The sequence below is a fragment of the Bradyrhizobium sp. SZCCHNR1093 genome (assembly GCF_032381175.1).
Lineage (GTDB): Bacteria > Pseudomonadota > Alphaproteobacteria > Rhizobiales > Xanthobacteraceae > Bradyrhizobium.
In genome coordinates, this window is sequence record NZ_JAUHJJ010000004.1 from 65,562 (window position 1) to 83,769 (window position 18,208).

The 18,208-nt window shown below is 66.1% G+C and carries 12 protein-coding genes; 5 read left to right on the forward strand and 7 right to left on the reverse strand.

Annotated elements, in window-relative coordinates:
- Positions 1-288: 288 nt before the first annotated feature.
- On the forward strand, positions 289-1,131 hold the full coding sequence (locus QX070_RS14910; protein ID WP_315737789.1) for a hypothetical protein: 843 nt from the start codon (positions 289-291) through the stop codon (positions 1,129-1,131).
- On the opposite strand, the gene QX070_RS14915 is transcribed toward QX070_RS14910, so the two are convergent.
- Together QX070_RS14915 and QX070_RS14920 are read right to left on the reverse strand one after the other, a co-directional pair.
- Positions 1,093-1,509 carry a very short patch repair endonuclease gene (locus QX070_RS14915; RefSeq protein ID WP_315737790.1) on the reverse strand — a complete coding sequence of 139 codons (417 nt, stop codon included), beginning with the start codon at positions 1,507-1,509 and terminating at the stop codon, positions 1,093-1,095. The genes QX070_RS14910 and QX070_RS14915 overlap by 39 nt on opposite strands.
- Positions 1,506-2,678 carry a DNA (cytosine-5-)-methyltransferase gene (locus tag QX070_RS14920; protein ID WP_315738310.1) on the reverse strand — a complete coding sequence of 391 codons (1,173 nt, stop codon included), beginning with the start codon at positions 2,676-2,678 and terminating at the stop codon, positions 1,506-1,508. Before QX070_RS14920 ends, QX070_RS14915 begins: the two co-directional genes overlap by 4 nt.
- 440 nt (positions 2,679-3,118) lie before the next feature.
- Here QX070_RS14920 and QX070_RS14925 point away from each other — a divergent pair, with 440 nt between their 5' ends.
- A complete protein-coding gene (locus QX070_RS14925) occupies positions 3,119-4,366 on the forward strand; it encodes a LysM peptidoglycan-binding domain-containing protein (protein ID WP_315737791.1) in 1,248 nt (415 codons plus the stop codon).
- Between the two features lie 207 nt (positions 4,367-4,573).
- Here the strand turns inward: QX070_RS14925 and QX070_RS14930 are convergent, their stop codons facing one another.
- Complete coding sequence (locus tag QX070_RS14930; RefSeq protein ID WP_315737792.1) at positions 4,574-6,010, reverse strand: PLP-dependent aminotransferase family protein; 1,437 nt, start codon at positions 6,008-6,010, stop codon at positions 4,574-4,576.
- 107 nt (positions 6,011-6,117) lie between these two features.
- On the opposite strand from QX070_RS14930, the gene QX070_RS14935 reads away from it, so the two are divergent.
- Positions 6,118-7,245: a pyridoxal phosphate-dependent aminotransferase gene (locus tag QX070_RS14935; protein ID WP_315737793.1), complete on the forward strand. Its 1,128-nt coding sequence runs from the start codon at positions 6,118-6,120 to the stop codon at positions 7,243-7,245.
- Between the two features lie 249 nt (positions 7,246-7,494).
- Entirely contained in the window at positions 7,495-8,661 is a 1,167-nt protein-coding gene (locus tag QX070_RS14940; protein WP_315737794.1) for a trans-sulfuration enzyme family protein, read from the forward strand.
- Here QX070_RS14940 and QX070_RS14945 read toward each other — a convergent pair whose 3' ends face one another.
- Positions 8,662-10,020 carry a peptidoglycan DD-metalloendopeptidase family protein gene (locus tag QX070_RS14945; RefSeq protein ID WP_315737795.1) on the reverse strand — a complete coding sequence of 453 codons (1,359 nt, stop codon included), beginning with the start codon at positions 10,018-10,020 and terminating at the stop codon, positions 8,662-8,664.
- Between the two features lie 105 nt (positions 10,021-10,125).
- Positions 10,126-10,812, reverse strand: a complete 687-nt coding sequence (locus QX070_RS14950; protein WP_315737796.1) for a peroxiredoxin — start codon at positions 10,810-10,812, stop codon at positions 10,126-10,128.
- A gap of 514 nt (positions 10,813-11,326) precedes the next feature.
- Between QX070_RS14950 and QX070_RS14955 the strand changes: the two genes are divergently transcribed.
- A complete protein-coding gene (locus QX070_RS14955) occupies positions 11,327-15,037 on the forward strand; it encodes a DUF3971 domain-containing protein (protein WP_315737797.1) in 3,711 nt (1,236 codons plus the stop codon).
- Between the two features lie 52 nt (positions 15,038-15,089).
- On the opposite strand, the gene QX070_RS14960 is transcribed toward QX070_RS14955, so the two are convergent.
- Entirely contained in the window at positions 15,090-16,787 is a 1,698-nt protein-coding gene (locus QX070_RS14960) for a methyl-accepting chemotaxis protein (protein ID WP_315737798.1), read from the reverse strand.
- Between the two features lie 149 nt (positions 16,788-16,936).
- Positions 16,937-18,196, reverse strand: a complete 1,260-nt coding sequence (locus tag QX070_RS14965) for an MFS transporter (protein WP_315737799.1) — start codon at positions 18,194-18,196, stop codon at positions 16,937-16,939.
- Between the last annotated feature and the right edge of the window lie 12 nt (positions 18,197-18,208).

The window sequence follows — 18,208 nt, forward strand, 5'->3', positions numbered from 1 at the left end:
CACGTCCACCGCAACCCGCCCCAACGTCCGTGACGACGCGTACGCCCCTCGCAACGAGGCGGGATGGCCGGATCATACACGAATTCTGTAAAAGCGAAAGAGGAAAGTTGGGGTTGACTGTGCGACCGGAACACCTCATCGGCCGAAAGCCGCGAATTTGGCGCATGATTGGTGTCGGGCACGGACGTATCCGCAAGTTGCGGAGACCCTGGTTTGCAGCTTTGCTCTTGGCAGGCGGCTCCTGATGGAGGAATCAGGTATGAGAGTGGTTTCGCGGAAAGGCAAATAATGAATGGGCCTGCAATTCTCGTCAGAACGCTCTCGTCGGAAAATCTGACCGATAGTTACGGAAACGCTTGGCAGTATCATTCGCGCAGTGATCGCCACTCCAAGGTCGCGTGTTGGGGCGTGATCTTTGACCTAATGGCAACGACACCGCTCCTGAGACGACATGTCGAAGAAGGCGCAGTGTGTTTCGGTATTAATCACGAAATGCGGGACTTCGTTCAGGATCGGAAGAAGAATCTCGACCTCGTGCTCTGCACGCCCGGCGGGCTGAGGACCAAGCACACCTTGGCAAGTTACGCAAAGGACTGCCAGATCGAATTGTCGGCACAAGAGCAGTCATTGTTCGAATCGTTGCCAGAATTGACGCGAGCGCCCGTTGGTTCGGTATTGATGGCGCTGGAGGCGAAGGCTTGCATGACCGCTCACCAGCGCGCCCTTCCGCGGCTCTACGACGAGCTGAACTCGTCTCACCTCACGGTCCATGGAGCGAGCGATCAGGCAATCGCGGTCGCCTTTACGATGGTAAATGTTGCAGAGACCTATCTCAGCCCTGATCTCAACAAGAAGAACAGATATTCCGATCCGCAATGGAGCCACCACAAACAGCCACGAGATGCTGAGCTCGCCATCGGCAAGATTAAGCAGCTTCCGCGTCGCTCGAAAGCCGGGGATGTAGGCTACGATGCGATCGCAATCGTCGTGGTTGATATGGCGAACGACGGGAGACCGGTCGAACTACTGGAAAAAGACCCAGCGCCTCAAAAAGGCGACATCTACCACTACGAGAGCATGATCAATCGGCTCTCAGGCATCTACGCGACGCGGTTCAAGGACCTTAGCTAGTCTGTTCCGAATTCGTTCCCGCTGACACTCCCACACGACGACCACACGAAACCCTGCCTTGCGAAGACTGATAACCGATCGCGCATCTCGCCTCCGGTTGTCACGAAACTTCGCAGTCCAAAAACCGCGATTTGATTTGGGGATCGTTGCTTTCGAGCAGTTCGTATGATGATGCCAGTAGCATCCGTTGACGAAGATTGCCCAGCGCCTCGAACGATTGGCAAAGTCCGGGCTTCCGGGAAGCTTCTTTACGTTCTTGCGATAATAGTGCCCGAGCTCGCGGAGAACGACTGCAACTTCCGTCTCGATCTTGGTCCCCCGCTGCCTTATACGCGCCATCCGGGCAGAAGATTCAGGGGTGAGACGTATTCGCTTCATTCCGCAGCGACTGCAAAGCCTCGCTGAACCACGTTCTCACGCGCCTCCATGCGGAGTAGATGACCGCGAAGCCGGTCCTGAAAACCGTCGGCAAAACGTAGCTTTGCCCGTTCCGTTCTCGAAAGAAAGCCTCGCGTGGCACGTGCCGACAACAGCTTTCCGTCATGCCGAAGAAAATCGGTCAAAGCTGGTCGCTCTTCCCATTTCGGGTACGCATTGATCTGAACCGCATGCCGACGATCACCGTCGAAACGTGCTGCCCTCGGCCATCGGCCGTTCGCCGGCATTTCTGCATCCCGCTTCATCTCATAATTTCCGGGGCGGTTGAGACGCTTTCCAAGCCACTTGGCCACGGGAACGCTCACAGCATTTCCAACTAGCGACCATCGGATCGAGGCTCGGGCAATGTCTTCGGCAGGACGCGTCCAGTTCTCCGGAAATCCCTGAAGGCGCTCTGCATCCCTGATGTCGGGCGTTATCACGTCGCCGCTCGGAAGCAGGATCGCCGGAGGCGAAGCAATACCAACCGTCGAACCGTTCTTCAACGTGGGGATCGAATCGGGAGCCCATCCGAGTCCTCGGATGCCTTCTGTCCAGTAAAATCCGTGGGCGTAGGCATCGAGGTCGGTTGGCAACACGCCAGGTTCCGCTTCATCTGCCAGAACGACCTTTGCCGGATCGACATCCGTCGTCGTGGCGACGAATAACACGCGTTCGCGCCTCTGCGGCAGGAAGGAGAGTGAATTTACGACACGATAGGCCCAACGATAACCGCGTTCTTCGAAGCACTCGACCAGAGTGCGCATCGCGCTCCCTCTATCTAGCTGCAACATGAAGGACACGTTTTCCAATACGACCCAGGGAACGCGCCCACAATCGAGAAGCCGAAACACTTCGCTGACCAACCCAGACCGTGCACCGCCAATCCCGGCAGTGTGACCCGCTTGGCTGAGGTCCTGGCAAGGAAATCCGCCAACCACCAAGTCGATCTCTCGAGGAAGCGCCTTCAGCTCACGAACGTCGTTCGGGCGCGGAACGTCCGGCATCTTCGTCGCGAGCACCGCCCTGGCGGGCTCCCAAATCTCGCAAAGCAAACTTGGTTCGTGACCAGCCGCGGCCAAGCCCCGCTCGAAGCCGCCAACCCCGGCAAATAAGCCAGCTACTTTCACTTCCAAGCCTAGTTTGAGGAATCGTACTTACGTCTCCATATCAAGTTCTTATTATGTTCTCAACCCCTCTCTGTCAGGAAAGCCTGAAATGCCCAGCTTATCCCCATGTCCGTTCCGCGGCAGACCCGCATCATGCCTCGATAAAGAATTGGCCAGTTTCATAGGTGCGACCTCGACAGGGTCACCTTGTACACTCCGGGCGGCGCAAAGAGAGATGAGCCAAATGCGGAGGCGAGACCGTGTAGCTCTCACGCCTCCGCCGGCCAAACCGCTTGGACGCAAATGGCGTGGGGGTATTCGGCTAAAGGGGATGCATGCCGAGCATGGGCCCGTTCAGCCGAATGATGGCGTTTCGGCGAACATGATGCTAAGGGCGAACCGAGCATCCTGCTGGCGGAGCCGTCGTCTCCGTGTTCGCCGCGAACAGGACGGAGCTACGCATGAGCACCGGAATCAGTCGAGGCGTGTTTTGGGCAGGCGGTTTCGTGGCCGCGCTCGCGGCGGGCGCTGCCGCGATCGTGCTGGCGCCTGGTATCGGTCTCGACCTTTCGATCTTCAAGCGTGAGCCGTCGGCCGCAAGCCCGACGGATGCTGCAGCACCGCGAGCGGCGTCTGCCCCAGCGGCTCCGGGCCGCGCGGTGGTGGAGCAGGAGCCGGCAGACCCGGGCGGCGCGAAGCAAGCTGCGGCCGCGCTGGCGACTGCCCGACAACAGGCTAGCGGTCTGGCAGCGCTGTTGGCGCCGGTCGCGCCAGCCGCCCTCGACAGCGACGAGCCGTCGTTCGACGTGGTCAGCGTGGAGCCCTCGGGGGAGACCGTGGTCGCAGGCCGGGCCGCGCCCGGCGCGACCGTCGAACTGCTGCGCAACGGCGAACCGCATGCGCAAACGGTTGCCGATCGATCGGGACAATTCTCCATGGTTCCGCCTCCCTTGCCGGCTGGAGCGTTCGACCTGACCCTGCGGTCACGGCAGCTCGACGGCCGCGAGGTGTCATCCAAGCAGAGCGTGGCCGTCGTGGTCGACGCCCGAAAGCAACCGCCTACGGTCGCGTTGATCGCGCCGGACCAGCCGACCCGCGTGCTGTCGAAGCCTGAGGGGGCGACGCCTCAGGCCGTGGCGATAGAGGCCGTGGACTTCGAGCCGAACGGAAATCTGCGCGTCAGTGGACGGGCCCGGCCCGGCGCGACGGTGCGGCTCTATCTCAACGATCGCCTGGTCAGCTCGGCCATTGCCGGTGCTGACGGTCGTCTCGCGGCGACCATCAAGGACGCCGCCTGGGGCAGCAAGGACCGGTTGCGGCTCGACGAGGTGGATGCCAAGTCGGGCACGGTTCAGGCCCGCGCGGAAGTGCCTTTGAACGTACCGGAGACGCTGACCACGGCCTCGCTGCCCGCGGCCGCCGGCCAGGGGAGCGCAGCCGCTCCCGCGAGCGCAAGCGCTCCAGGCGCGCGCACGCAGCTTGCGGCGGCATCGCCGGCCGACCTCAAGGACATGGCGGCATCACCCGCCCGCGGCGGTGGCGCCAGGACGATCACCGTGTCGCGCGGCGACAGTCTGTGGCACATCAGCCGGCGCCTGCTCGGCGAGGGCACGCGCTATGCGGTCATCTACCGTGCCAACCGCGAGCAGATCCGCCGGCCCGATCTGATCTATCCCGGCCAAGTGTTCGTGCTGCCGGCCAAGCGCTAGGCGGGGCTGAACTGACCGCTCGCGCAGATCCATGATTGAACCATCGCTGTCATCGTCCGCGAAGGCGGACGATCCAGTACGCCGAGACGTCGCGGTTCGCATCTTCTGCCGCGGAATACTGGATGCTCCGCTTTCGCGGAGCATGGCGAGGGTGGAGACGGCCAGACTTCCACCGCCCATCAATTGCCGGCTCTCAGGAAACGGTGTCTAGGCGAGCGGCTCATGAGCCAGCTCCCCCAGCCGTTCGACGCTGCGCTCGATGCGTGCGTCCCAGTCGTGGCTGCAGCTCAGCCGCAGGCAGTTGCGATAATCTGATGTCGCCGTGAACAGGCTGCCGGGCACGAAGCAGATGCGTTCGCGGATGGCGTGGTCATAAAGTGCGTCGGAATTGAAATCCGCGGGCAGCTCCAGCCAGAGCACGAAGCCGCCTCTGGGGTCGGTCATCCGCGTCTCCTTGGGGAAGCTGCGGTCGACAGTGCGGCGCATGCGGTCCATGTTGGCGGCGAACACCTTGCGGATGCGCCGCAGATGGGCGTCGTAGCCGCCGGAGCCGAGGAAATCCGCCATCGCCTTCTGCGGCAAGGCCGCGCCGCTCAGCGACAGCGCGAACTTCGCGGCAAGGATCTGATCGTGGCGGCGGTTGGAGGCGAGCCAGCCGATGCGATAGCCCGGCGCGATGGTCTTCGAGAACGAGCTGCACAGGATGATGTCGGCCTTCGGGGCGATCGCGGCGAATGGGCGCGGCCGGTCGTCGCCGAAGCTGATGTCGCCGTAGATGTCGTCCTCGATCAGCGGCACGCCGTGGCGCGTGAGCACGCGGATGATGGCGGCCTTGCTGGCATCGTCGGTGCGCGTGCCCAGCGGATTGTTGAAGCTCGAGGCGAGCAGGCAGGCGGCGACGCGGCGCGCGCCGAGCGCCTTGTCGAGCGCGGCGACGTCGACGCCACGGGTCGGATCGGTCGGCAGCTCCAGCGCGCGCAGGCCGCGGGCTTCGAGCACCTGGAGCAGGCCGAAATAGGTCGGGGATTCGATCGCGACCGCGTCGCCCGGCCGGGTGGTGACGCTCAAGGCGATGTTCAGCGCCTCGGTGCAGCCGTTGGTGATGAGGACGCCATCGGGCGGCACGGCGTGGCCGAGGCGCAGTGCGCGCGCGGAGATCTGCGCGCGCAGCTCGGCATCGCCATGCGGATCGGCGTAGATGTTGTAGTGGCGGCCATGGACGCGGGCGCAGCGGGCGAGATGACGGTCGAGCCGCTCGGCGGCGAGCAGGCCGGCGCTCGGGAGGGCGCAGCCCAGCGGCGTATAGGTCGGGTCGCCGGCAAAGGCGAGCACGCTGAAGACGGGACTGGAGACGGCCACCGGGTTGGCGCGCTGCGGCGGCTGCGACGCGGTCGGCAGCGCGCGCTGCCGGTGGCTCCGCTGCGTGACGTAGAAGCCGGATTTCGGCCGGGCTTCGAGCACGCCGCGATCTTCCAGCAGGCGATAGGCCTGCACCGCCGTGGTCAGACTGACGCTGTGCTGGGCGGCGAAGGCGCGCACCGAGGGCGCGCGCATGCCCGGACGCAGGACGTTGTCGTCGACCAGCGCCGTGAGGTGGCCGGCGAGGGCTTCGTAGAGCGGCGAAGACGGGGTGCGCTGGTCCATACAGATCATCCAATCGCAAATCTGTACTGGTGGCAATCGGGCGTCTCTGTATCTGTCATCCCCAGTCCCCCGGGCGGTAGCTTGAGCGCATCACTCGGAGCTCAGCCATGCCGCACGTGCCCAGCCGTTTCCCGTACAACGACATCATCAGCTTGACCTCGCAGCCGGTCCGCTACGATCTCGCCGAGAGCATCGGCCCGGATCTTGGGCTTGACGACCTGCTCGCGGACGGGCTCGGCGACGCGCTGACGGATGTTGTGCTGAGCTATGGTCCGACCGAAGGCCACCCCGAGCTGCGCGAGCTGATCGCCGCGCGACATGGTGTCGGCGCTGACGACGTCATCACCACCGTCGGCGCCATGCAGGCGCTGTTCCTGACGGCCTTCGTTCTCAGCGCGCCCGGCGCGGAGGTCGTGATCGGACGTCCTGCGTTTCCCAACGCGCGCAACGTGCTTGCGTCGGTGGGCCTGCGCGTTCTCGACCTGCCGCTGCATTTCGATGACGGCTATCGTCTCGATGTCGGCCGCCTGCGCTCGTTGCTGACGGCGCGGACGCGGCTGGTCAGCCTGGCCTCGCCGCAGAATCCGTCCGGCGTGGCGCTGTCCGATGCCGAGCTGCGCGAGGTGCTCGCGGCGATGGACGAGATCTGCCCCGATGCGTTCCTGCTGGTCGACGAGACCTATCGCGAGGCCGTGCATGGCGAGGCGGAGCCGCGTCCGAGCGTCGTCGCGCTGGATCGGCGCATCATCAGCTGCGCGTCGTTCTCGAAATGCCATGGCGCGCCGGGCATCCGCACCGGATGGGTGATCACGCGGGACGAGGCGCTGCGCGCACAGCTCGTGCTCGGCAAGTTCAACACCACGATATCGAACTCGGTCGTCGATGAGGCGATCGCGCGATCGATCCTGCGGAATCTCGACGGGATCATGGGCGAGCGGCGCCGTCATCTTGCCGAGGGTCTGGCGCGCACCGCCGGCTTCGTTGCCGCCCATGCCCGCCTGCTCGAATGGATCAGGCCGGATGCGGGCGCGCTGTGCTGCATCAGGCTCAGGCGCGAGATGTTCGAGGACGCGGCGGTGGCGCGCTTTCATCGCGAGCTGGCCGATCGCGAGACTCGCGTCGGTCCGGGATCGTGGTTTGGCGACGAGGCGCGGGTATTCCGTCTCGGCTTTGGCGTGCTCGCGTTGCCCGAACTCGACGAGGCGCTGCGGCGCGTCTCACAGGCGCTGAAATAGGCGTCCGTTATGGCGGTCGATCAGCCGTCATTGCGAGCGAAGCGAAGCAATCCAGGGCTGCGAGTGCGACTCTGGATTGCTTCGTCGCTTCGCTCCTCGCAATGACGGTGCCCCAAGATGACCTTTCGCCAAGCGGCGGGCCTCTTCTCAGTTGGATCGGTCACTCCCCAGTTTCGGTTATCGAAACCGACCCCCTGACCTCGCGCATTTGCGTTACGATGGCTGCACGCATTGTCTCACGAGGTGTCCATGCACGATCTCACCCGCTGCGTTCAGCACCCTGCCGTGTCGCATGACGGCTTCACGTCGCTGGCCGTTCCCACCTATCGCGCCTCGACCATCGTCTATGACGATCCGCAGGACTTTGCCGGGCGCGCCGCGCGCGGCCTCGACGGCTACACCTATGGCCTGCACGGCACGCCGACGACACGGACGCTGGAAGCGCAGATCACCGCGCTGCATGGCGGCGAGCGCACGGTGCTGGTGCCGTCCGGACAGGCCGCGGTCGCGATCACGATGCTCGCCGTGCTCAAGCCCGGCGACACCGTGCTGATCCCCGATCACGTCTATCCGCCGGTGCGGCATCTGTGCGCCAATTATCTCGCCTCGCGCGGCATCGCGCATCGCGTCTATGATCCGCTGATCGGCGCCGGGATCGCCGATCTCATCGACGCCAGCACCAAGCTGGTCTGGCTGGAGTCGCCGGGCTCGGGCACGATGGAGGTGCAGGACGTGCCGGCGATCGCGCGGGCCGCGCGGGCGCGGGGCGTGCTCACCGGTTGCGACAACACCTGGGCGAGCCCGCTGCTGTTCAAGCCGCTGGCGCATGGCGTCGATTTCGCAGTGGAGGCGCTGACCAAATATGTCGGCGGTCATTCCGACCTGCTGCTCGGCTCGATCACGGTTGGGGATCTCGGCCTGCGCAAAGCGCTGAAGGAGGTGCTCGGCGTGCTCGGCATCGGCGTCTCGCCGGACGAGGCGGCGCTGGCGCTGCGCGGCATCGAGACGATGGGCGTGCGCATGGCGCATTCCGGCCGGGTCGCGCGCGAGTTCGCCGAGCGCCTGCAGGCCGCGCCGGCGGTCGCGCGCGTGCTGCATCCGGCGCTGCCGTCCTGTCCCGGCCACGAGATCTTCGCGCGCGACTTCAAGGCCGCGAGCACGGTGTTCAGCCTGGTGATCAAGCCGGAGTTCACGGCGCGAATTAATCCGGCGCTCGGCCATGTCCGCCTGTTCGCGATCGGCGCCTCCTGGGGCGGCACCCACAGCCTGATCGCGCCGATGGATGTGGTCGCCGACCGCACGGTGCGGCCGTGGAATGCCGCGGAAGGATTGGTGCGGCTCAGCATCGGACTCGAGGAGCCGGGCGAACTGTGGGACGACCTGTCGCGCTTTCTGGATGCGCTGGTGGCGGGCTGATCAGCCAGCGCTCAACCTGATCCCCGCGCGCAAGAATTTCTGCGGGTCGACGGCTTCGCCGTCGATGCGGGTCTCGTAGTGCAGATGCGGGCCGGTCGAGCGGCCGGTCGAGCCGACCTCGCCGATGATGTCGCCGATCTTCACCTGCTGGCCGATCTTGACGTTGATCTCGGAGAGATGGCCGTAGCGGGTGGAGAGGCCGTTGCCGTGATCGACCTCGACCATGCGGCCATAGCCGCCGGCCCAGCCGGCATTGACCACCTTGCCGTTCGCGGTCACGCGAACCGGATCGCCGGTGGCAGCACGGAAGTCGAGCCCGGTATGCATCGCGGGACGGCCGAGGAACGGATCCGAGCGCACGCCGAAGCCGGAGGTGAACTCGACCTCGCCGATGACCGGCTTGCGATAGGGTACCAGCGACAGCGCGCGGTTCATCTTCTCGACCTGGGCGCGGGTGATGCTGATGCGGTAGAGCTGACGCTCGAACGGACCAGATTCGGCGCCGAGCTTGACCGGCACGAACGGGCCGCCCATGCCGCCCTTCGGCGCGGCCGCCTCGATCTGACCCATGTCGAGGCCGAGGTCGGTGATGACGCCGCGCATCCGCCGCAGCTTCGATTCCAGCGTCTCCTCGGCCGAGGACAGCATCGCGATCTGCCGCGCCTCGACCTGGTCGAGCGAGCGCGTCAGCCGCGTCAGCACGCTGTCGACGCCGGCGAGCTTGGTCGATGGGTTCGGCTGCGCATTCGCCATCACGGGGCTGCGCGATTCGAGCCGGGCCTCGCGATCCGGCGGCGCGGTGAAGATCACGGTGTCGCTGATCGGCGACGGTTTTGGCGCGGACGGCGCCGACTCGGTTGCCGCGGGTCCGCGCGCCGGCAGACGGATCGAGCCGGTGACGTCGGGCATGCTACCCAGCGCGGTGGCGCGGCCCTCGAGCGCGGTCTGCCGCTTCAGAATCTGGTCGAGCTTCTGGTCGAACTGTTCCTGGTCGAGCAGCTGGCGGCTGGTGGCGCGGTCGACCTTGGCGCGCAGCTCGGCGATGCGGTCCTCATAGGCGTATTGCATCTCGGCCTGGCGCGCGATCAGCCGCGTCAGCACGTCGTCGCGGAAGGCGAAATAGGTCGCGGTCGCCGCCGACCAGAGGCCGAGCAGGCTGACGGTGCCGACCACGATCCAGAACACCACGGGGCCGATGCGCACCTGCTTGCCGGCATGCACCAGCGTGTAGTCGCCCTGCGATGCGGCCGCGACCTGCGCCGGATGGCTGACGGGTGCACGCCGATGGTGGTGGGCGTGCCCGCGATCATGAGGATGGTGCTGGGGATATTCGGCGTGATGGCCGGAACGATACGACATCGGCACTCCCGCGCCGGCCGGAGATCGTCATTCCAGCGGCGTCATTTACGGGAGCGATTTGACCTCTGCATGGTTAATTTTCCGCCAACGCCGTCAGGCGCATTCTCAGAGCGCGCGCGTCGCCGCCAGCACCGCATCGGCGTGGCCGTCGACCTTGACGTTGCGCCACACTTTGGCGACGCGGCCGTCGGCGCCGATCAGGATGGTGCTTCGGATGATGCCGAGGAACTTGCGGCCATAGAGCGACTTCTCGCCCCAGGCGCCGTAGGCCCCCAGCATCTCGTGCGTCTCGTCCGAGATCAGGGGCACGGCGAGATCGTGCTTGTCGCGGAAATTGTCCTGTGCCTTGACCGAATCGGCGGAGACGCCGAGCACGGCGGCGCCGGCGGCGGCGAAGTCCTTCGACAGGCGGGTGAAGTCGATCGCCTCCTTGGTGCAGCCGGGCGTATTGGCCTTGGGATAGAAGAACAGCACGAGCTTCCGGCCGGCATAGTCGGCCAGCGAGACGGTTCCGCCGCCATCGCGCGGCAGCTTGAAGGCGGGCGCCTTGGCGCCCTCGGCGAGGCCCGTTCCGGCCGCAGCCGGCGTCGCGGGTTTGGCCTTCGCCGCCCCGGTTTTGGTGGGCGCGGCTTTGGTCGTCGCGGTCTTTGCGGAGGTCGTCTTGGCGGCTTTCGTCAATGTCGGTTTGGCCGTCTTCTTGGTGGCCTTCTTGGCCGCGGTGGCAAGCCGGTTCCCGTCAATCGCCCCGTAGGACGCCGGGTTGGAGGATTTCTTTTGTGATTCCTTTGACATACGCCTTCCTTTCGTCGCTTTCGGCGGCTCAAAAATGAAAGTATCTCGGTTCTTGTCCGGTGTCCCGGGATCGATCTGGCATCCGTGCTTCGCGGCGCGCAGGGGATCACGCCTCTTGCGATGAAGGGAAGATCATGGCTACCAGCAGGCGTGAGCACCAGCGCAGTCGAGCACAGTGCAATGACGACTCTCGTACCGTCCGGATCAGACGCTCCACCAAAAATTTCGTCCGGCGGTGGAGCGGCGCCGGTCCGCTGGCGCGAGCAGGTGGGCAAACCTGACGGCGGTGGGGTATGGTGACGGGGATTTCGCGCGTCGTCCGCGCCGCCGGCGTACCGCCGGCAGGCGTGTTGACAGCTCCCGCCGAAGCGTGACGGGATCATTGGGGGATCGGGCCCTGCCGGCAGTGAGCACGCGCGCTGCGTGAACGGGCGGGGCTACACCGGCGACCGACCTGGCCGAGGCCAGATTGGCACGAAATGTTTCGGACACGAGGGGCCGGCACCGAGAGGCAATGGCAAGACAGACATCACCCCACCGGCCCCATCTGCAAGCGGACACCCAGGGCCAACAGTGGGATGAGGCCGACTGGGATGTGGCCGACCAGTACGAGGCCGCCGCCGAGCCCGACGAGAGGGCTGGGCAGCGCGCCCGCCGCCTGTTGTCGCGGTCCGATTCGGGCGAGAGCACCGGTCGATTCGGCGGATCGCGCCCGCGTGTGCCGGGCGGCCGCATGGTCAAGCGGGTCGTCGTCACCTTGGCATCGCTAATGCTGCTCGTGGGGCTCGGCTTCGCCGGCCTGTGGCTGCGGCTGGGTGCGGGCCCGATCAGCCTCGATCTGGCGACGCCGTGGCTCGCGGCGGCGATCGAGGACAATATCGGCCACGGCAACACCGTCGAGGTCGGCGGCACCCAGATCGAGCGCGCCGGCCGGATCCGGATCGCGGTCCGGATCCGCGATATCATCGTGCGCGATCAGGATCACGCCATCGTCGCCAGCGCGCCCAAGGCCGAGGTGCGGCTGTCCGGCGCTGCGCTGCTGATGGGCCAGCTGCGCGCCGAGAGCCTCAAGCTGGTCGACGCCGAGCTTGCGATCCGCATCACGCCGGACGGCACCGTCACCGTATCGACGGGTGAGACCAACAAGCCGCTGGCGACGGGCGTCGCCTCCAAGCGCGACGCCGGCCTGCCGCCGACATTCCCGCGGCCGGGACAGGCCGCGCCACCGCCCAATGCGCCGGGACCGCAGGCCGGCTCGCAGCCGTCAGCACCGACCACTTCGACTTTGCCTGCGGCCGCCGCGCCAGCCGCGCCCCAGAACGGCCTGCTGGCCGGCCTCGACTGGCTCGACAGCCTCAGCCTGACCGGGCTCGATGGCCAGAACCTGAACGAGATCGGGTTGAAGAACGGCGTGCTGGTCGTCGACGACCAGCAGCGCGGCAACAAATGGACGTTCGAGAACATCAGCCTCAGCCTGCGCCGGCCGTCCGGCGGCGGGGTGGCGCTGAGCCTCGGCGAAGAGGGCGCCAAGCCGTGGCAGCTGCGCATTCTGGTCGGGCCGCAGGCCAACGGCGTGCGCACGGTCGACATCAAGGCCGACAAGGTCTCCACCAGCAACATCCTGCTGGCGATGCGCCTCAAGGATCTCACCTACATGGCGGACCTGCCCATGAGCGGCGAGATCAAGGGCGAGCTCGCGCGCGACGGGCTGCCGACCTATCTGCGCGGCAAGATCAACATCGGCGCGGGCAAGATCATCGACACCGATACGCCCGACTATCCGATGGCGATCGACTCCGCCGAGATCAGCATGGAATGGGACGCCGGGCGCCGCGTGCTGGTCGCGCCGTTGAAGGTGATCTCGGGCGCCAACCGCGTCACGCTCAACGCCAATCTCGAGCCGCCGAACGACACCGCAAACGACTGGCGGCTGGGTCTCAACGGCGGCACCATTCTGCTCGGCGCCATCGAAAACGAGCCACCGCTGATCTTCAACCGCATCTCGATCAACTTCCGCTTCGACACCGAGGGCAAGCGCGTGCTGCTGACGCAGGCCGAGGTGTCCAACGGCGAGATCGGCGTCGCCGGCACCGGCAGCGTCGAGTATGCCGGCGAGCCGCGGCTGAAGCTCGGCTTCGCGGCGACGCCGATGCCCGCGCTGGCGATGAAGCGGATCTGGCCGGCGCTGATCGTGCCGGAGGTGCGGGCCTGGATCATCGAGCGCATCGAACGCGGCTCGGTGCAGCGGATCGATGTCGCGGTCAACTCGCCGACGCGCAACCTGCCGCGCAAGGGGCCGCCGATTCCCGACGATGGTCTCGACGTCAACATCGTCGCCACCAATGTCACCGTGCATCCGGTCGACGGCCTGCCGTCGGTGCGCGATGCCGACGTGAAGGCGCATGTCACCGGCCGCACCGCGACGGTGACGATCGGGCAGGGCGTCGCGGATACGCCGGCCGGACGCAAGCTCAACTTCTCCGACGTCGTGTTCGAAGTGCCGGACATGGCGCCGAAGCCGTCGCCGTCGCGGGTACGCATGCGCGTCGAAGGTCAGGTCGCCGCTGCCGCCGAGATCCTCGCCTCCGACCGGCTCAACGATCTGTCGTCGATGCCGATCGATCCCAACCAGACCAAAGGAACGTTCCAGGCCAGCGTCAATCTCGCGATGCCGGTCAAGGGCGAACTGACCAAGGCCGACACCAGTTACGCGGTCACGGCCGATCTCAACGGCTTTGCCGCCGACAAGCTGGTGATGAACCAGAAGCTCGAGGCCAACACGCTCAAGATCGTGGCCAACACCGCCGGCTATCAGGTGAAGGGCGACGTCAAGATCAACGGCCAGCCGGCCACGCTCGACTATCGCAAGCCGACCGAGGGCGACGCCGACATCAAGATGCAGGCGATCCTCGACGATGCCAGCCGGGCCCGGCTCGGCATGGATCTGGGCACCGCGATCACCGGCAACGTGCCGCTCAAGCTCAATGGCAAGATTGCGGGCTCCAGCGATCGCGACAGCCGCATCGGCGTCGAGGCCGATCTGACCCAGCTCAAGCTCGACAACCTGCTGCCGGGCTGGGTGAAGAATCCGGGCAAATCGGGGAAGGCCACCTTCAACGTTGTCGCCAAGCAGCAATCGACACGCTTCGAGGACATCAACATCGAAGGCGGCGGCGTCTCCATCAAGGGCTCGCTGGAAGTCGACCAGAACGGCGACCTGATGAACGCCAACTTTCCGACCTATTCGCCGTCGGAAGGCGACAAGACGCAGCTCAAGGCCGAGCGCGGCCAGGACGGCGTGTTGAAGCTGTCGATGCGTGGCGACGTGTTCGACGGCCGCGGCTTTCTGAAGTCGGCGATCTCGGGCACCAACAAGGACGCCGACAAGAACAAGGCGCGCTCGAACCTCGACTTCGACGCCGAGGTCAAGCTCGGCGCCGTCGCCGGCTTCAACGGCGAGGCGCTGCGCAGCGTCGACGTCAAGCTCTCCAGGCGCGGCGGTGCTTTCAAGAGCTTCAATCTGAGCGGAAAGGTCGGCCGCGACACGCCGGTGACGGCCGACCTGCGCATCGGCCGCGAAGCGCCCAGCGCCGATCCGCGGGCACGCCGCCAGGGCCGCGAGGTGATCTATCTGGTGACCAATGATGCCGGCGCGCTGCTGCGGTTCGCCGACACCTATTCCAAGATGGCCGGCGGCGAGCTGGAGCTTGCGATGGAGCCGCCGACGGCCGACACCAGCCCCAAGGAGGGCTTGGCGATCGTTCGCAACTTCACCGTCAGGGGTGAGCAGGCGCTGGATCGCGCTGCCTCAGGCGCCGCACAGGGCGCCTCGCAAGGCATCGCCTTCACCATGCTGCGCGCGGAGTTCACGCGGCAGAACGGGCTGCTCTCGATCCGCGACGGCGTGGTCAAGGGACCGACGCTCGGCCTGACCATCGAAGGCAGCATCGACTACAACGTCAACCAGGTCCGGGCTTCGGGCACGATCGTGCCGTTGTACGGGCTGAACAACATGTTCAACCAGATCCCGATCGTCGGCCTGTTCCTCGGCGGCAGCAATGAGGGGCTGTTCGGCGTGACCTACGAGGTCGTCGGCACGCCGAGCCAGCCGGTGGTGCGCATCAATCCGATCTCGGCGATGCTGCCGGGCGTCACGCGCAAGATCATGGACTTCAACACCGGCAGGCAGCAATACCCGCCGGCGGAGCTGCCGCCGAACAATTGACGCTGCTGGCCGCGTCAGCGTTTGGCGACGCCATTGTGGCGGATCGAAGCGGTCAGGCGGCTCTGACGCCCGCAAGGAAGGTGTCGACCTCGCGGGAGAGCTGCTCGGCCTGCTTGGAGAGGTTGCCGGCGGCGATCAGCACGTGGCCGGCGGCGCTTCCGGTCTCATTGGCCGCCGTCGAGACGCCGCCGATGTTGGCGGTGACCTCGCGGGTGGCCTGCGCCGTCTGGGTGACGTTGCGCGCGATCTCCGCCGTGGCGGTTCCCTGCTCCTCGATCGCCGATCCGATCGTCGCGGCGATCGCCGACACCTCCTCGATGGTCAGGGTGATGCCGTCGAGCGCGCCGACCGCTTCCCTGGTCGCGTTCTGGATCTGGGCGATGCGGTCGCCGATCTCCTGCGTGGCCTGCGCGGTCTGGCTGGCCAGGCTCTTCACCTCCGCCGCGACCACGGCGAAGCCGCGGCCGGCTTCGCCGGCGCGCGCGGCCTCGATCGTGGCGTTGAGCGCCAGCAGGTTGGTCTGGCCCGCGATGCTGGAGATCAACTCGGCAACGTGCTCGATCTGCTTGGCGCCGTCGGCCAGTGCGCGAACGATCCCGTCGGTGTGGCGCGCGCTTTCGACGGCGCGTCCGGTGACCTCGGCGGATTGGGCGACCTGACGGCTGATCTCGGTGATCGACGAGGTCAGCTCCTCCGCGGCGGTGGCGACCGTCTGCACGCGCGAGCTCGCTTCCGTCGCCGCGGAGCTGACGGCGGTGGCGCGCGCATTGGTGCTCTCTGCCGTGCCGGTCATCGATTTTGCCGTCGCCTCGAGCTCTCCGGCGCCGGACGCCATCAGGGCGACGAGCTGGCCGACGGAGGCATCGAAGCGGTCGGCCATCGCAATCAGCGCGTCGCGCTTGTCCGCTTCGCTGCGCTGCTTGGATGCGGCCTGCTCCTGCTCCAGCATGCGCGCGGTGATCGCCGTCTTGCGCAGCACCTCCAGGGTCTCGGCCATGCGGCCGATCTCGTCGCCACGCTCGGTCTCGGCCACCGGCTGCTCGAGCCGCCCGCCGGCGATGTCCTGCATGCGATCCTTCAGCCGATGCAGCCCGCCGACCACGTTGTGCGAGATCAGGAAGGACAGGAGGCCGAGCAGCACGAGCAGCGCCGCGCCGATCCCCGCGAGCCGCATCAGCAGTGCATAGACGTCCGCCTCGATGTCGTCGACATAGAGCCCGTAGCTCATGACGATGTTCCACGGCGCGAAGCTGCGGACGAAGACGACCTTCCTGAGCGGCTCGGTCTGGCCGGGCCGGGGATAGAGATAGGACGTCGTGCTGCCTTCGGGTTTCTGCTGCGCAGCCTTGATCTGCGCATCGGCGATCATGACGCCGTTGGCGTCCTTGGTGCCGAGGATCTTGCCTTCCAGCTTCTCGTTGGCGGCGTTCAGAAGAAGCGCCGAATCGGACGCGTTGTAGGCGATCGGATATCCCTGGCCGTTGTTGAACGTCATCCGACGCGCAAGATAGCGGAACTTGTTCTTGGCCTCGTCCACCGACATCTTTCCTGCCGCGACCTCCGTCTGCAGCGTCTCCGCGAGGCCGTAGACGAGGTCGACCGCCGTATGCATCTGGGTGATGCGGTCCTCCAGCATGCGCGCGCGGCTGAGCCAACCGGAGACGGCCACGATCGCGATCACCGTTGCGATCGCAAGGATCACCATGCTCGCAAGCTTGGTGCGGAACTTCATGCGGCTGAGCAGTGTCACGGCGTCCTCTTCGTTGTTGTTGCCGGAACAACTATCATCAAGCTGCTTACTAATCATGAATGCGGATCTGTCGAGCCGAGTCCACTATGTGGACTGACGCGGCAATCAGGCGCGTCCCAGCACATCGTGCGCGGATGGCCCGACCGCAACTACGTGCGGAGGGAAGGAACCACGAGGAACGGGATCATGCCGATGACGACGCTCACAAGCGCGAGCAGAATGACGGCACCGTAGCCGTGGGTGAGATCGTGGATGACGCCGCCGCTCCACGATCCCAGCGCGGATCCGAGCCCGCTGCCGATCGTGATGGTGCCGTAGATGGTGCCGAGCCGCCTGCCGCGGAAGATCTTCATCGCGGTGGCCGACAGGAGCGGTCCGCGCGAGCCGATCATGCTGCCGAAGCAGACGACGAAGCCGGTGAGCAGGAAGATGTTCGGCGAGAATTGCAACGCCCACAGCATCAGGATTCCTGCGATCGATACGGCGTAGGAGAACAGCACCGACGGCCGTCGGCCGATCAGCCCATCGAGGGCCGAGACGCCGAGCATGCCGAACAGCAGCACCACGCCCGAGAAGCCCCAGGCGGTGGCGGCCTGCAGCGGCGCGAAGCCGGTGTCGATCAGATAGGCGACGACCTGCGGTGCGATGGCATACATGCCAACGGCGGTGAAGAAGAAGGTCGAGAACAACGCCCAGAAGGCGTGATGGCGCAGCGCCCGCGACAAGGTCCAGGCATCGTCGGCGAGCTCGTCGGCGACGGGCCTGGTGATGTGGGGCGCGCCGGCGGCAAACAGCCGCCAGGGCAGCAGCGCCAGCGGCACCAGCAGAATGAAGGCGGCGGCACCGAACGCCTGATATGTGCTGCGCCACCCGATCGCGTCGATCAGCAGTTGCGAGCCCGGCAGCAGGATCAGCACGCCGGCGCCGGTGGCGGAATAGATCACCGCCATCGCGGTCGGCAGCTTCTTGCCGAACCAGCGGCCCAGCAGGATCGAGTTGGGGACGTTGCCGATCAGCGCGATGCCGATGCCGACGCACAGGCCGATGCTGATCTGGAATTGCCACAGCGCCTGCGCGTGCGCGGCGGCCGTGAACGCTGAACCAAGCAGCAGGAGGCCGAGCGCATAGACGGCGCGTGGTCCGGAGTGGTCGAACAGCCGCCCGATCAGCGGAGCGGCGAGGCCGCCGGCGAGCGCCGTCAGCGAATAGATCGAGACGACCTCGGAACGATCCCAGCCGAAGCTGTCGGAGATCGGCTTGAGAAAGACGGTGAAGCTTTCTCCCAGCCCGCGGCCGATCACCGACAGCGCAAAGCAGAGACCCAGCACCACGAACGCCATGCGCACTCGTGGTGGAGCTGTCGGGGTTTCCTCGGCTTGCGCAGGCTCTCGCGGCGCGCTGATCGTCATGCCGTCAGGGAG

Bases quoted from the DNA above. Each gene is read 5' to 3' on its own strand.
- QX070_RS14910 (WP_315737789.1), top strand. From the start codon at position 289: ATGAATGGGCCTGCAATTCTCGTCAGAACGCTCTCGTCGGAAAATCTG.
- QX070_RS14940 (WP_315737794.1), top strand. From the start codon at position 7,495: ATGCACGATCTCACCCGCTGCGTTCAGCACCCTGCCGTGTCGCATGAC.
- QX070_RS14955 (WP_315737797.1), top strand. From the start codon at position 11,327: ATGGCAAGACAGACATCACCCCACCGGCCCCATCTGCAAGCGGACACC.
- QX070_RS14945 (WP_315737795.1), bottom strand. From the start codon at position 10,020: ATGTCGTATCGTTCCGGCCATCACGCCGAATATCCCCAGCACCATCCT.
- QX070_RS14915 (WP_315737790.1), bottom strand. From the start codon at position 1,509: ATGAAGCGAATACGTCTCACCCCTGAATCTTCTGCCCGGATGGCGCGT.
- QX070_RS14935 (WP_315737793.1), top strand. From the start codon at position 6,118: ATGCCGCACGTGCCCAGCCGTTTCCCGTACAACGACATCATCAGCTTG.
- QX070_RS14925 (WP_315737791.1), top strand. From the start codon at position 3,119: ATGAGCACCGGAATCAGTCGAGGCGTGTTTTGGGCAGGCGGTTTCGTG.
- QX070_RS14950 (WP_315737796.1), bottom strand. From the start codon at position 10,812: ATGTCAAAGGAATCACAAAAGAAATCCTCCAACCCGGCGTCCTACGGG.
- QX070_RS14965 (WP_315737799.1), bottom strand. From the start codon at position 18,196: ATGACGATCAGCGCGCCGCGAGAGCCTGCGCAAGCCGAGGAAACCCCG.
- QX070_RS14930 (WP_315737792.1), bottom strand. From the start codon at position 6,010: ATGGACCAGCGCACCCCGTCTTCGCCGCTCTACGAAGCCCTCGCCGGC.